Origin of the sequence: Erwinia sp. INIA01 (genome assembly GCF_025947915.1) — a bacterium.
In the GTDB taxonomy this organism is placed as follows: Bacteria; Pseudomonadota; Gammaproteobacteria; order Enterobacterales; family Enterobacteriaceae; genus Erwinia; species Erwinia coffeiphila.
Genome location: NZ_JAPDNC010000009.1, coordinates 262514 through 276763, shown reverse-complemented (window position 1 = coordinate 276763; position 14250 = coordinate 262514). Strand labels below are relative to the sequence as shown.

At 50.1% G+C, this 14250-nt stretch carries 16 protein-coding genes and 1 tRNA gene; 12 read left to right on the top strand and 5 right to left on the bottom strand.

Going from position 1 to position 14250, the window contains the following annotated elements; translation table 11 throughout:
• Positions 1 to 169 precede the first annotated feature (169 nt).
• The 11 genes from OMR58_RS17525 (at position 170) to OMR58_RS17475 (ending at position 8382) form a co-directional block, all read left to right on the top strand.
• Positions 170 to 246, top strand: a tRNA-Asp gene (locus tag OMR58_RS17525).
• 709 nt (positions 247 to 955) lie between these two features.
• Complete coding sequence (locus OMR58_RS17520; RefSeq protein ID WP_264546517.1) at positions 956 to 1936, top strand: 6-phosphofructokinase; 981 nt, start codon at positions 956 to 958, stop codon at positions 1934 to 1936.
• A gap of 9 nt (positions 1937 to 1945) precedes the next feature.
• The gene (locus OMR58_RS17515) at positions 1946 to 2236 is read left to right on the top strand and encodes a PTS sugar transporter subunit IIB (RefSeq protein WP_200547630.1); all 291 of its coding nucleotides are present in this window, start codon (positions 1946 to 1948) and stop codon (positions 2234 to 2236) included.
• Positions 2237 to 2251: 15 nt separating this feature from the next.
• Positions 2252 to 3589, top strand: coding sequence for a PTS sugar transporter subunit IIC (locus tag OMR58_RS17510; RefSeq protein WP_264546516.1), 1338 nt, complete (start codon positions 2252 to 2254; stop codon positions 3587 to 3589).
• An 8-nt stretch (positions 3590 to 3597) separates the two neighbouring features.
• On the top strand, positions 3598 to 3870 hold the full coding sequence (locus OMR58_RS17505) for a hypothetical protein (RefSeq protein WP_200562563.1): 273 nt from the start codon (positions 3598 to 3600) through the stop codon (positions 3868 to 3870).
• 6 nt (positions 3871 to 3876) lie between these two features.
• The gene (locus tag OMR58_RS17500) at positions 3877 to 4314 is read left to right on the top strand and encodes a PTS sugar transporter subunit IIA (RefSeq protein WP_200562561.1); all 438 of its coding nucleotides are present in this window, start codon (positions 3877 to 3879) and stop codon (positions 4312 to 4314) included.
• On the top strand, positions 4311 to 4850 hold the full coding sequence (locus OMR58_RS17495) for an AAA family ATPase (protein WP_264546515.1): 540 nt from the start codon (positions 4311 to 4313) through the stop codon (positions 4848 to 4850). The genes OMR58_RS17500 and OMR58_RS17495 overlap by 4 nt, the downstream gene beginning before the upstream one ends.
• Positions 4851 to 4885: 35 nt before the next feature.
• Positions 4886 to 5797, top strand: coding sequence for a tagatose-bisphosphate aldolase (locus OMR58_RS17490; protein ID WP_264546514.1), 912 nt, complete (start codon positions 4886 to 4888; stop codon positions 5795 to 5797).
• Between the two features lie 81 nt (positions 5798 to 5878).
• On the top strand, positions 5879 to 6562 hold the full coding sequence (locus OMR58_RS17485; protein ID WP_264546513.1) for an HAD family hydrolase: 684 nt from the start codon (positions 5879 to 5881) through the stop codon (positions 6560 to 6562).
• 235 nt (positions 6563 to 6797) lie between these two features.
• Entirely contained in the window at positions 6798 to 7601 is an 804-nt protein-coding gene (locus tag OMR58_RS17480) for an endonuclease/exonuclease/phosphatase family protein (RefSeq protein ID WP_105591149.1), read from the top strand.
• Between the two features lie 16 nt (positions 7602 to 7617).
• Positions 7618 to 8382 (top strand): class I SAM-dependent methyltransferase, encoded by a 765-nt coding sequence (locus OMR58_RS17475; protein WP_264546512.1) that lies wholly within the window; start codon positions 7618 to 7620, stop codon positions 8380 to 8382.
• Positions 8383 to 8388: 6 nt separating this feature from the next.
• On the opposite strand, the gene OMR58_RS17470 is transcribed toward OMR58_RS17475, so the two are convergent.
• From OMR58_RS17470 to gloB, 4 genes are all read right to left on the bottom strand, one after another.
• The gene (locus tag OMR58_RS17470) at positions 8389 to 9087 is read right to left on the bottom strand and encodes a cyclase family protein (protein WP_200562550.1); all 699 of its coding nucleotides are present in this window, start codon (positions 9085 to 9087) and stop codon (positions 8389 to 8391) included.
• A 1-nt stretch (position 9088) separates the two neighbouring features.
• On the bottom strand, positions 9089 to 10354 hold the full coding sequence (locus OMR58_RS17465; RefSeq protein WP_234472009.1) for an MFS transporter: 1266 nt from the start codon (positions 10352 to 10354) through the stop codon (positions 9089 to 9091).
• A gap of 390 nt (positions 10355 to 10744) precedes the next feature.
• The gene (gene mltD / locus OMR58_RS17460) at positions 10745 to 12127 is read right to left on the bottom strand and encodes a murein transglycosylase D (protein WP_264546511.1); all 1383 of its coding nucleotides are present in this window, start codon (positions 12125 to 12127) and stop codon (positions 10745 to 10747) included.
• 71 nt (positions 12128 to 12198) lie between these two features.
• Positions 12199 to 12954, bottom strand: a complete 756-nt coding sequence (gene gloB, locus OMR58_RS17455) for a hydroxyacylglutathione hydrolase (RefSeq protein WP_264546510.1) — start codon at positions 12952 to 12954, stop codon at positions 12199 to 12201.
• A gap of 103 nt (positions 12955 to 13057) precedes the next feature.
• On the opposite strand from gloB, the gene OMR58_RS17450 reads away from it, so the two are divergent.
• Positions 13058 to 13789 carry a class I SAM-dependent methyltransferase gene (locus OMR58_RS17450; RefSeq protein WP_264546509.1) on the top strand — a complete coding sequence of 244 codons (732 nt, stop codon included), beginning with the start codon at positions 13058 to 13060 and terminating at the stop codon, positions 13787 to 13789.
• On the opposite strand, the gene rnhA is transcribed toward OMR58_RS17450, so the two are convergent.
• Positions 13774 to 14241, bottom strand: a complete 468-nt coding sequence (gene rnhA / locus OMR58_RS17445) for a ribonuclease HI (RefSeq protein ID WP_105590671.1) — start codon at positions 14239 to 14241, stop codon at positions 13774 to 13776. The two genes, OMR58_RS17450 and rnhA, sit on opposite strands and share 16 nt — an antisense overlap.
• Positions 14242 to 14250 lie beyond the last annotated feature (9 nt).

Here is a 14250-nt window from a genome sequence, read left to right as displayed (position 1 = left end):
CAGAAGTGAAACGCCGTAGCGCCGATGGTAGTGTGGGGCCTCCCCATGCGAGAGTAGGGAACTGCCAGGCATCAAATTAAGATCCTTAACGGATCGTGACTTTACCCCTGACAAGGTAAAGGCGAAACACCTGAAATCAGACAGTTTCTGATATCAGTACAGAATCGGTGGAGCGGTAGTTCAGTTGGTTAGAATACCTGCCTGTCACGCAGGGGGTCGCGGGTTCGAGCCCCGTCCGTTCCGCCACTTATTACGATAGCCCTGAGCATTAGCTCAGGGCTTTTTCGTATTCATACCTTCGACCCCCTACGAATGCGTATTTTTTCAACGTATCTTCAGATCCCTGCACACACTTACACCCAACCCACCTCTATTCATCTCAGTATCATCACATCACATCCCATTCCGGTAAATCTATGTATCCTCACATTCTCACATTCTCACATTCTCACATTCTCACATTCTCACATAGGTATGCCTGTGAACTCTCACATCTGATAACCTGAGTATCCGTATGCCCTCATATCATCATATCCCTACAGCTGTGTGCTTTTGTACCCCAACATCTCACATTCGTGAACCTCCGCATCCCTCGATTCTCATTCCTTTATTCCACAAATATTTCATCATCTCAGCTCTTAGCAAAATCTCAGAACCCAGATTAATGTGAAATATCTCACAAAATAACGAATCGCTTATTCAAGCAAGATAAAGGAAATAGCACCACATGGATCAAATAATTTTTTATCTTTAATATCAATTGGTTATTTGTTTTCTGATAAAATGATCGATTAAAACGCGTGATATACATCACAAAAATAGCTTTATTTTCAGGCTGTCAAGACTCTCTAATGGCCAAAATCGTTTCAAAAATGAGACGTGCTTCAAAAAATTAAATTCATGGTTCTCTAACATTCACTGCACGTTTTCGGTGAATGAATAACTGAGGTCAGCCATGAAAATAGGATTAGTAATAAGCGGTGGTGATGTCAGCGGAATGAATAATTTTTTATTTCAGATTGACCGTATGACGGATGCTGAAATCGTTATTTTCGATGGTGGTATTAACGGTTTGATTGAAAATCGCTGCAAAGATATATCTCGCCGCGATCTGGTTGATTTATCAATTTCTTCCGTGCCGATTATTTCTTCGGGAAGAAAAGAAGATAAGTGTAAACGATCTGACTATGAACGAATTGCTAAAAATATCCGTCTAAAGAAACTAGACTGTTTGATCATGGGCGGCGGTGATGGTTCATTTCAATTTTTGAAAATGCTCAGTACCTACGATATTAACTGTTATGGCGTAGGAATGACCATTGATAATGACATTACGGGCAACAGTTATACCATTGGTTTTTCTACCGCCTGTGAACAGGTTATTAGTGAGGTGGAAAAGCTACGTAACACCGGGCGTGGTTTACCGGGCCGAATTTTTATGATCGAGCTGCTTGGTGGTTATTGCGGCGAACTGACATTACAGGCTGCACTGAAAAGTAATGCGGATATTGCGTTGATCCCTGAAGTTCCGTGGGATATCGACACTCTGGCAGGTCGGATAAAGCAAAAAATCGACAGTCAGAATAGCGTCATTATTCTTTGTTCTGAAGGCTATACCAAAGAGTACACTCCGGGGTTCCAGGGTGCTATCGATACTATGATCGGTAAGCTTGAACATAAAATTGGTATAAGAATCAGAAAAACCATATTGGGATATGGATTACGCAGCGGTAAGCCTACCGGTGAAGAGATTATTCAGGGTGCTATTCTTGCAGAGGAAGTTGTTCGATGCATTAAAAGCGGCCTGACCAATAAAGTCATTGTTATGAATAACAATAATAAAGCAATCCCGATCGATCTTGAAAATTCCGACAAACGTTTAGTGGATGAAGATAGTAACCTCTACAAACTGGCTAAAATAAATAACCTTATCTGAGGTGTTAACATGCTTAAAGTACTCTGCGTATGTGGCTGTGGTCTTGGCTCAAGTTTTGCGATTGAAATGAGCGCGAAATCTGTTTTACAAAAACTCTGTATTGATGCCGATATTGAGCACACTACAGTATCAGAAGCATCCTCATTCAAATATGACATTATTCTGACGCAGAAAATGTTTGCTGATGTATTAACATCGGATGCCAGCGACGATCAGAAAAAGAAAGTCATTATATTAAATAAGCTCACTGATAAAAAAGAAATAGAAGAAAAAATCCTCGCCTATATGAACTCAAACTGAAACTTGGGGTGATAAGTGGACGCTATTATTCATTTTATTGTGAAAGACTTTCTCGGCCAGGCTTCAATACTGATTGCACTGATCGCCATGCTGGGATTGATCCTACAGAAAAAATCCGTCGGCAAAACGATTGAGGGCACCTTCAAAACGCTACTGGGCTTTTTGATCATGATGGCGGGCATCAATATCATTGTTGCCGCCTTAACCTTCCTCAACGACATCTTTACCAGCGGTTTCGGTATGCAGGGCTACATAACGGATGTGGCGGCTATCGCAGGCGTAGCGAACCGCGAGCTGGGTTCGGAAGTGGCACTGACGCTGTTGGTGATTTTTGCCGTCAATATCCTCATTGCCCGTATCACGCCGTTTAAATATATCTTCCTGACCGGGCAGGCGCTGCTGTGGATGGCCACTATCGGTACAGTAATCGGCTACAAAGCCGGTTTGACGGGAGCGACGTTGATTCTGACCGGAGGAATTTTCGGCGGCATCATGGCGGTACTGATGCCGGCCATCGCCCAGCCCATCGTACGCAAGATCACGGATTCAGATGACGTTGCACTGGGTCACTTCTGTACCATCGGCTATCTGGTTCAGGCGGCGGTTGCCAGAGCCATTGGTAAGAACTCACGCTCAACGGAAGACCTGACGCTGCCGGATAACTTCAAGTTCCTGCAGGATACCTACCTGTCGATGGCGGTTATCATGGTGCCGATGTATATCATCCCCGCCATTTTCGCCGGTCCTGACTACATCGCCCAGTTCTCCAACGGCACCAACTACATCATGTTCTCATTTATGCAGTCGATGCAGTTTGTCGCCGGGGTCTTTGTTCTGTACAGCGGCGTACGCCTGCTGCTTAACGAGCTGGTACCGGCCTTCCGTGGTATCGCCATGCGCCTGGTTCCAAATGCTAAACCCGCTCTCGACTGCCCTGTACTGTTTCCGTATGCCCCTAATGCGGTGATTGTCGGCTTCCTGGCCACCACCGTAGGGTCAATTATCGGCATGATTGTCTTCCCGATGTTTGGTCTGGCGATGATTCTGCCTGGCCTGCTCACCAACTTTTTCGCCGGTGGTGCTGCCGGGGTGTTTGGCAACGCAATGGGCGGACGCAAAGGCGCGATAATTGGCGGTGTGGTGCACGGCCTGTTTATTACCCTGCTGCCGGCAATCCTGGTACCACTGCTTGAAACCTTCGGCTTCAAAGGGGTGACCTTCAGTGATTCGGATGTGATCGCTACCGGCCTGGTACTCGGCCACGCCTTCCAGAATGAGTGGCCATTTGTCATCGGTTTTATTGCTTTCGTCGTCTTTATTGTCTGGTTTGCCAATAGAAAGTTGAGAAAATAGGAGGAACTATGTTCTCAAAGCTAAAGCAAATGTTCAGCCCGGAAAATTCAGCAACAGAAACGGAAAATAATGAACAGGCAGATATTATTGCTACTGAATTAAAGAAGCTTGAATCCGAACTGGCGGCTAACCCTGCTGATAATAATGCGCAGAAAGTATTAATGGTTAAATACAATCAGGCGATAAAGATTTATTCATCCAGTAAGACATATCGCCATCGTGTAGATGATGTCTTTATAAAAATGGATGAGCTAAGGAATACCATCCGAAAAAATATATGAGGTAACATGAGCATAAAGAACTTTCTTGCAGAAAACCAATATATTCAAGTCCAGATGGAAGTTGATTCCTGGAATGAAATCATTCACCAGGCGGCAAAGCCATTAATTGCAGGCGGGTTTGTCACTGAACATTACCCGCAGGCGGTGATTGATAACACGCTCGAATACGGTGCCTATTATGTTTTTGATGAAGGTATTGCCATTCCACATGCACGACCGGAATGTGGCGTCATTAAAGACTGTTTCAGCATGGTGACATTAAACAAACCGACGTCGATTAACGGCAGTCCTCCGGTCGATATCGTTGTAATGTTCGGCGGTGTGAATGGCGATTCCCATATCACCGAAGGCATTGCATCCATCGTTGGACTACTGGAGCAGGAGGAGACGTTACGACATATCAGGCAAGCGAAAACGATTGATGAAATTATCGGACTACTATGAAAACACTGATTCTAGTCAACGGTATCCCGGCATCAGGTAAGAGTTCAGTCGCGAAAATTATTGCCGATTATTTTTCTTATCCGGTGCTGAGTATCGATAAAATTAAAGAACCTTTTATGGTTCAGTTCGCGGACATTATCGACAGGCCATTAAACAGAAAGCTGGGATACGCGGCCTACGAGTCCATGTTTAACATTGTGATGTCCTCTCCGCCAGAGACAGTATTTATTATGGATGCCTGGTTTGGTTTTCGTGATAAATCGGTACTTGAAGGATATCTGGAAAAACTTGGTGAAGTCAGAGTTTTAGAAATATGGGTTAAGGCGTCGCCTGACCTGGTAGCCGAGCGATATAAACAACGCTGCCACTGCCGGGTGAAAGGTCACCCGGGTGAGGAATATATTCCTGAGCTTATTTTACTGGCTGAACACGCAAAGCCAATGTGTCTGGGGAAACTTTATACCGTTGACCAGGATATCAGTACCAGCAATGACGAACTGATTATTTGGATCAAAGAGAACAATTGGCGTAATTAAAATTTACTTACTCTCACCCTATGAGGAATACATTGATGAACAAAATGACAACGGCAGAACGACGTGGTTATCAAATGATTTGCGATGCAACCGGTTCGATGATGGTGGTTGCCTGCGACCAGCGTGGTGGCATGCGTACTTTGCTGGCGGCAACGCCAGAAGAACAGGCGCTAATCAGTAATGAAACCTTAGGAAAAACGAAATACGATATTACCGCCTATTTGGCTTCACAGGCTGGCTGCGTACTCGTTGACCCGATCTGCGCCGTTCCGGGAATTATTGATGAAGGCGTGGTGCCGCGCGATACCGGGTTGCTGATTGGCCTGGATGCCTCCGGCTGGGGTACGTCGCCGGAAGGGTATCGCATTTCCAACATGGTGGAAGGGATCACCGCCCGCAAAGTGCGTGAGCTGGGGGCGACGGGTGGCAAGATTATGATCTATCTGCGCAGCGATAAGCCGGAAGCCAACGTGGCCAACCTGCAGACGCTACGTGATGTGATTGCCGATTTTGCTCACGAAGATCTGTTCCTGGTGGTCGAATTTCTAACCTATCAGCTGGAAGGTGAGAGCAAAGAGGAATACCAGAGCAAAATCCCTCAGCTGATCCAGGAAGGCTGCCAGGCGTGTATTGACTGCGGATCTAAAGTCCTGAAAATTCCTTATCCGGGCAGCGAACAGTCCTGTGCAGCGGTCACGGATATCTGCGGTGACGTGCCGTGGGCCGTACTGTCTGCCGGGGTCGATCATGCTACCTTCCTCACTCAGGTGGATATCTCGCTGCGTAACGGGGCTTCCGGGGTGATAGCTGGGCGTTCACTGTGGAAGGACTGCATCTCACTTGACCGTAACGTGTCGAAAGAGAAGCTTTCCTCGATTGCGGTTTCCCGGCTTCGCGATATCCAGCAGCTGCTGGTGAAGTACAAAAAACAGCTTAACGTGGCCTGATTAACATTGGACCGTTGAGTGATGACCTTCGGGCGGCGCTTAGCCGCCCTTCGTATAATGATGCGTGGTGAAGAACAGATAATGAAGACTCTGGATTTGATCATCTTTGATTGTGACGGCGTGCTGATTGATTCTGAAATTATCGGTATCAGATTAACCGTCTCGCTGCTGAATCAGCACGGTGTAGACATTGACGTTGCCGGTTTTACGCGTTTATACAGTGGGCTGGACTGGGATGCGTTAATCGGGCGTATCCGACAGGATAGCGCGGTGAGCCTGCCCGCAAATATCGGTGAGGATTTTTATCCCCGGCTGATGGCGAAATTTGCCAGCGAGCTGGAAAGGATTGCGGGCAGCATGGAGGTGGTCAGTACGATTGCAACGCCGAAATGCATCTGCTCCAATTCCGGTAGTGAACAGCTGGACACTGTGCTGACGCAGGTTGGACTAAAAAAACTGTTCGCACCACATGTCTATTCAGCGAGGGATTTAGGACCGGGGCGAGGCAAGCCCGAGCCGGATATTTTTCTGCACGGCGCGCGACAGTTTAATGCGCGGCCGGGCAACACGCTGGTGATTGAAGATTCGGTACACGGCGTGATGGCGGCAAAACGGGCCGGTATGTACGTGGTCGGATTCACCGGCGGTGCGCATACCACGCCAGATCACGCCAGCCGTCTTGTCGGCGCAGGGGCGGATGTGACGATCGATTCGCTGTATCGCCTGCCTGAAGAGGTTGAACGCTTTCGGCGGGGGGCATCATAACTGCCGTGCCATATCGTCTGTATACGCGTTTACCAGGAAGCCTGGGTGAGAGGCAAAGCGGTTCAGTCAGTCCCCAGGCCGCTGGCAAAAGCGGCAGTCTGTTCGCCTGCACATTGTTTGCATTTACTTACGGAGAAGCTCGGGGAATTACAGCGCGGTGATTGAAACTGCACCGCAAAGCCCCTATAACAGGAAGATGGAAAGCATCCTTCGTTGTAACTGTGCAGGCAATAACGTGCGAAAAAAGACTTATGCCATGAGATATGTAGCAGGGCAGCCAGCGGAACGTATTTTTCCGCCGGGCTCGATGCTTCATGTCGGACAGGCATTACCGCCAGGCGCACCGCTCACCACGGAAACCTCGCTGAAAGTTCTGGTCTGGAATATCTTCAAGCAGCAACGGGCTGAATGGCTGTCGGTGCTGCAAAACTTTGGTAAAGATGCGCATCTGGTGCTTCTGCAGGAGGCACAAACCACCCCTGAGCTGGTCCGCTTCGCCACCAGCAATTATCTTGCGGCGGACCAGGTTCCCGCTTTTGTGCTGCCACAGCATCCTTCAGGCGTGATGACGCTGGCATCAGCGCATCCGGTTTATTGCTGCCCACTGCGTGAACGAGAACCCCTGCTGCGGCTGTCCAAGTCCGCTCTGGTGACCGCCTATCCGCTGCCTGACAGTCAGATGCTGATGGTCGTAAATATTCATGCGGTGAATTTCAGCATTGGCATTGATGTCTACAGCAAGCAGTTGGGGCCGATTGGTGAGCAAATTATCAACCATCAGGGGCCGGTTATTATGGCCGGGGACTTTAATGCCTGGAGCCGTCAGCGCATCAATGCCCTGTATCGTTTTTCCCGAGAAATGGGCCTGCGTGAAGTGCGCTTTACTGACGATCATCGCCGTAAGGCCTTCGGCCGTCCGCTTGATTTCGTCTTCTACCGCGGCATGGGCGTAGCCGAAGCTTCGGTGCTGGTTACCACGGCTTCCGATCACAATCCGCTGCTGGTTGAATTCAGCTCACGCCCCGCGAGTACTTTTTGAAAATAAAGGAATTATTATGGCAAGCCGTCATCACGATCACGTCGATAAGCAGTTTGGCGAGCAGGCAGGTGCCTATCTGACCAGCGCAGTACACGCCAGCGGTCGCGATTTGGTTAAGCTGAGTGAGCGCTTGTATGCCGCATCTGACGCGCGGGTGCTGGATTTAGGCTGCGGTGCCGGGCATGCCAGCTTTATTGCCGCGCAGCACGTTAAAGAGGTGGTGGCTTACGATCTCTCCGAAAAAATGCTGACGGTGGTGGCGAAGACGGCAGAGGAACGGGGTTATCACCATCTGACTACGCGGCAGGGCTATGCGGAAAAGCTGCCGTTTGCCAACGATGAATTCGATATTGTCATCAGCCGCTATTCCGCTCACCACTGGCACGATGTCGGCAGCGCGCTGCGTGAAGTTCGCCGCGTGTTGAAACCGGGCGGAAAAGCAATCTTTATGGACGTCAATGCGCCGGGGAATCCGGTGCTGGATATCTGGTTACAAACCGTTGAAGCGCTGCGCGATACCTCGCACGTTCGGGATTATTCCCCCGGTGAGTGGCTGACGCTGTTTACGGAGTCCGGGCTGGCCATTGGGTCGATTTCACATGACCGGCTGGAGCTGGAGTTTACCAGCTGGGTTGAGCGCATGCGTACGCCGCAGGTGATGGTGCAGGCTATTCGTGCCTACCAGCACTCCGCCCCCTACGACGTTCAGAGATATTATGCGCTGCAACCCGATGGCAGCTTTACCACGGACATTATTTTTATTGAGGCCAGCAGGCCCTGAGTTTGATTACGACTCTACCAGGGCAATCGCCCGCACCGGCGAGGCCGACGCGCCTTTAATCCTCAGCGGTAAAGCGATAAAGGTAAACGATGTGGGCAGGCTGTGCAGATTTGCCAGATTTTCAACGATCAGGCAATCCGAGCCCAGCACGGCGTGATGCGCCGGATGCCCCTCGCTGCTGAAGCTGTCCAGCGACATCGCATCGGTGCCAAACACGGTGACACCTTGCTCAATCAGATAGCGCGCTCCTTCCCCCGATAACCCCGGCCAGTCCTGCAGGAAAGCCTGATGATGAGGGCGGGGCTGCCATTTTTTATCATAGCCGGTGCGAAAAATAACGATATCGCCCGCGGCTATCGCGCCGTGTTTCTCTTCCCACTGCTGAATCTGTTCGAGGGTGATTAGGCCGTTTTTCTCAACGTGGGACATATCCAGGCAGCGCCCTCGTCCCGTGAGCTGGCGAACATCAATACTGTCGATGGTTTTCCCTTCGGCAATAAAGTGAATCGGCGCATCTACGTGGGTGCCACAGTGATCGCCAAGGCTGAGCTGGCAGTTATAGTTGCCGTCCCCCGCGACATAGTCTTCTGAACGATGGCAGAAAAACTTGCCGTGAGTTGGCCATACCGGCATGAACTCTTCATAGAGATGATTCAGCTCAATTAAACGGTGGCGGCTCAGCAGATTAACCAGTTCAGTGCTCATATCAGGCCTTTTTAACGTTAACGGTTTCTTTAATCAACCAGAGTGGAATACAGGAAATCACCAGTACTGCCGCAATCACCAGGTAGTGCGTGGTAAAGCCGTAGCTGTGGATGATCCAGCCGCTGACCGGAGCAACCAGAATACCGGCAATACCCACAGCCAGGCCGATCATCAGTCCCATACTTGACGCGGCCGCGCGCGGGGATGAGTCGATTAACAGTGCATAGGCCACCGGGAAAGGCGAGTTACGGAACAGCCCCCAGAAGATCAGTATGGCCCATGCCAGTGCGGCTGAGTGGATGAAAACGCAGAGTGCGGCGGCCAGGATCCAGCCCGCGATGATGATCGTTAGTGAGCGTTTGCGCCCTTTGATATCAGAGAAACTTCCCCAGACGATCTGACCAATCCACCCGGTGAGGCCGGAAGCCCCGGAGATAATCGCTGCTGTAGAAAGATCGAGGCCCACTTCACGGGTTAACTGTAGCGTCAGAAAGTTAGCAATACCCATCTCCGCCCAGGTAAAACCAAAAATCAGCAGTATCGCCAGCTGGCAGTTGCGGTTTTTCAGGCAGGACAGAACGTTGGCCCAGATGGATGACTGCTCAACGGTCTGCTGCAGGGATTCCGTTACCGGTGGCGTAAGGCCATTTTCAACAATCCATTTATTGACCTTATCGTGATTTTTCTTCGTTCCCAGCAGCAGCTGAGCGACTAAAATCACCAGCCCAATCATGGGAATAAACAGGAACGCTTCACGCCAGGTCGCAAACGCCAGGATAGCAGCAATCAGCACCGGCCCGATAAACTGGCCGAGGGGAAAACCGGTATGGTGAACGCCAATCGCGAACCCACGGTTTTCCTTCTGCCACCATTCACCCAGCAGGGCGACGTTAATCGGTTCGGAACCGCCGGTGCCCATTCCCATCGCCACGCGCAGTGCCTGAAACATGCCAAGTGTTTTACAAAACGCGGTCGCCACACCGGAAACCACTTCAACCAGCACCGCCACACACCAGCTGTAGCAGCGTTTATGCCCGGTCCCAACCCAGTCAGAAAACAAACCGAACAGGATGGCACCTGTTAAGGTCCCGACAAAGCTGAGCGAGTTGAGCCAGCCGGCCTGCACCTCGGTGAGGTTAAACGAGGTCATGATCGCTGGTAGCAGCGTGGGAAGAATAATTCGGTCGATGGAGTTCATTAAAATGGCAAGCGTGGTGATCACCAGCATCCACCATGAAATGGGGTGCGCTCGCGGAATAAAACGCATTAAGCCGCGTCTGGCAGGTGGCTGATGAGCAAGCGGCGGTACTGTCCTGCTTTCGGCCCGCTGGGCCATTTCTGAAGAGGGAAGAGTCATATCCTGTGCCTTTGAAATCGACGTTATCGGTACCGCTCTGCAACTGGACAGGCAGAGCGGGAAGCCTGGTGTTGTTATTTTTTTGCGTGCTTAGATCAAAAATTAAACACGTAGATAACATTAGATTTCAGGTGTACTACCATACAAGAAGAGGCGAGCGATAATTCGACCTGCATCACAGTCACTGCAAAGGAAGCGCTAGCGGGATCACACATTGAACTGCGCAGGAGACGATATCAGGAAGAGAGAAAACAAAAAAGCCAATCCGAAGATTGGCTTTTTAACAGGTATTTCAACAGATTAGCTGTCTGGCGTTGCGCTGTTATTTACAAACAACGTCAGCTTGTCGCCCGGTTGAAGATTTTTGGCATTGTTGGCAACGCTGTTCCAGCGCACCACATCCTTGATATTCACACCGTGACGCTTCGCAATACTGGCCAGAGAATCACCCTTACGAACCTGATAGGTGATGCTGTCGCCGTTATTTGCCAGTCGCGTACTGCTACTCGTTCCCAGATTCAATATCTGGCCGGGTTTAATGCTGGCAGTACGCAGATTGTTAGCGCGCTGCAGGGTCTTTACCGGAATACTCAGGCGCTTGGCGATAGCGGACAACGTATCACCATTGCGCACCTTGTAGGTGGCCGGAGAAACGCTGTTCTTCGCCAGCGACGTTGGCTGAACTGCAGCAATATCACCTTCTGCCAGTGAATTACGCAGCTGCGCAACGTTGGACTTCGGAACCATAATGTAGTGAGGACCATTTGGTGCCGTTGTGCCACGTTTGTATCCCGTGTTGAAACTCTTCAGCTTGCTCAGCGACATGCCAGCCATATCGGCGGCCTGCGTCAGTTCAATCTGCTGACCCACTTCAACACGTGCCAGCGCGCGGGTTTCATTTGCCGTAGGCAGACGAATACCATAGCGCTTGCTGTCCTTGAGCAATTGCCCCAGAGCCAGCATTTTTGGCACATAAACCGTTGTCTCGCGTGGAAGCGCCAGGGACCAGAAATCCGTCGGTCTCCCTTTGGCTTTATTCGCCTTCATCGCTTTCAGCACGCGGCCTTCACCACTGTTATAGGCGGCTACCGTCAGTAACCAGTCACCGTCAAACATGTCGTTAAGGCGCTGCATCATATCCAGAGCAACTTTTGTCGATGCGACAATATCACGTCGCCCGTCATACCATTGATTCTGTTTCAAGCCGTAGTTTCGCCCCGTTTGCGGCACAATCTGCCAGATGCCAGCGGCATTCGCAGATGATGTTGCGTGGGGGTCAAAAGCGCTCTCCACTATGGGTAGTAGTACCAGTTCCATCGGCATTTTGCGTTGCTTAATCTGCTCGACTATCCAGTACATATACGGCTCTGCCCGTAATGTTACATCGTGGAGATAGCTCTTGTTCTTCAGGTACTTCTGTTTCTGTTCGCGTATCCGGTAATTATCCGGAACCTTCATCTTCAGCTCGTCGCTAATGAAATTCCACAGATCCTGACCCTGCGCGAGGCCGGTTCCATCGTCCTGCCATCGAGGGGACAACATTGAATCTGAGTACTGTCCATTTTCACCTTGACCTGCCGAAGACAAACTCTGTGCATGCTGTTCAGGAATGTTGGCATCATGCTTTGATGCCTGGCACCCCACCAGCAAGACCGAGGCGAGAATTATCGCTTTAGCCTTCATGTGTGTGTCAATAGTTCGATTAAAAGACGAGCAATCATACGTGCTCGTCCCAGTCATGACAACCTAAAATATTAAAAGTGGTCTTTCTTTGCACGTAAGGCAGCAAATACCTGCCACTCATGTTGCATAGTTGTTTCTAAACCTATTTGTTTTTTTAATTCAATATCTTGTGCCATCAAAAAAACATTAATTTTTCGCTCAAGTTCCAGTTTTGTCGGTAAAGTTATGTGGTTTTTTGAGCGTAACTCCTTAATTTTATGCAGATAGCGTTCTATTTCTTTATGTTGCGGATAAATCGCGTGTGCAAAAGTTAAATTCGATAATGTGTATTCATGCGCGCAACAAACTAAAGTATCGGCCGGAAGTGAATTAAGCTTCTGAAATGATTCGAACATTTGTTTTGGTGTTCCCTCGAATAATCTACCGCAGCCGCCGGAGAACAGCGTGTCGCCACAAAAAAGATAAGGGGAACTGAAATATGAGATATGTCCCAAAGTGTGACCGGGCGTAGCATAAATATCGAATTCCAGCCCAAGAATTATGATTTTTTCGCCTTCGCCGACGATTTTAGTGGCGCCTTTATCCTGTGTTTCCTGCGGACCGTACACCGAAATATCAGGATACCGGGCCAGGATTTCAGCCACACCCCCGACGTGATCGTGATGATGATGAGTGAGTAAAATCGCGACCGGCTGCCACTGATTTTGGGACAGGGTACGCAAAACCGGCGCGGCTTCGCCTGGATCAACGATCAGACAGCGCCCCGCAGTGTCATTTAACATCCAGATGTAGTTATCCTGAAGTGCCGGTATGCTGGTAAGATTCATATTCACCTCTTTATACTTTTCATCAGTGACGCCGCGCCAGGTGTCCTGCGGCAACGCTAATCAGACTGGGTATACACTCATAATGGATAGAAGATGGTAAAGCATGAAGCCTGCTAAAACACGCCAAATCCGCCACGTGCCTGACTCATGGTCGCAAATTCCCTGCGGCGAGTTTTATCGTGACGCGCTTGCCCATCATCTGCGCCCCAGTCTGGCCAAACTGTATGGTTTTCATCTGCTCAAGCTGGGCAATCTCAGCGCGGAAATTGATACGGAAGCCTGCGCCATTTCTCATCAGGTTAATGTGGGACTGAAAGGCGATCTGCTCCAGGTAAAAGCAGACCCGCTCAGCCTGCCTTTTGAATCGAAGTCGGTGGATGCCTGCCTGCTGGCTCATACTCTTGCCTGGAGCAGCGATCCGCATCGCATCCTGCGTGAAGTCGATCGGGTATTAATTGATGACGGCTGGATGCTGATCAGCGGATTCAATCTGTTCAGTATGCTGGGCGTCGGCAAGCTGATCCCGGGCGTTCACCGTATGATCCCCTGGAACAGCCGTATGTTTACGCAGATGCGGCTGCTGGACTGGCTGAGCCTGCTGAATTATGAAGTAGTGCAGCGCAGCGGATTTCAGGTTTTACCCTGGAGCCGGCAGGGCGGGAAGGTGATCAGCACGCATCTGCCTGCGCTTGGCTGCCTGAATCTTATCGTGGCCCGCAAGCGCACCTTCCCGTTGATTATCAATCCGATGAAAAAGAGTACCAGCAAGCCGAAGCTACAAACAGTGGGCGCTACCCGACAGTTTCACCCGCGCACCCCTCAGGAACCCGACTGATAGCCAACGTCATCAAATGTGGGATTACCGGCAGCGCTGCGGGCCAGTTCGTCACAGCGTTCGTTTTCGATATGACCGGCGTGGCCTTTTACCCATTTCCAGTCGATGTCATGCAGGCTAAGTGCGCTGTCGAGGCGCTGCCACAGGTCGACATTTTTTACCGGCTTTTTATCCGCCGTTTTCCAGCCGCGCTTTTTCCAGTTATGAATCCAGCTGGTGATCCCCTGGCGCACATACTGGCTGTCAGTACTCAGAATGACCTTACAGGGCTGTTTCAGCGCCTCAAGCGCCACGATCGCTGCCATCATTTCCATGCGATTATTAGTGGTCAGATGGAATCCGGCGCTGAACTCTTTTTCATGCTCGCCGTAGCGAAGAATCGCACCGTATCCACCGGGTCCCGGGTTGCCGAGGCACGAACCGTCGGTGAAAATTTCTACCTGCTTAAGCATCTCTGGTAG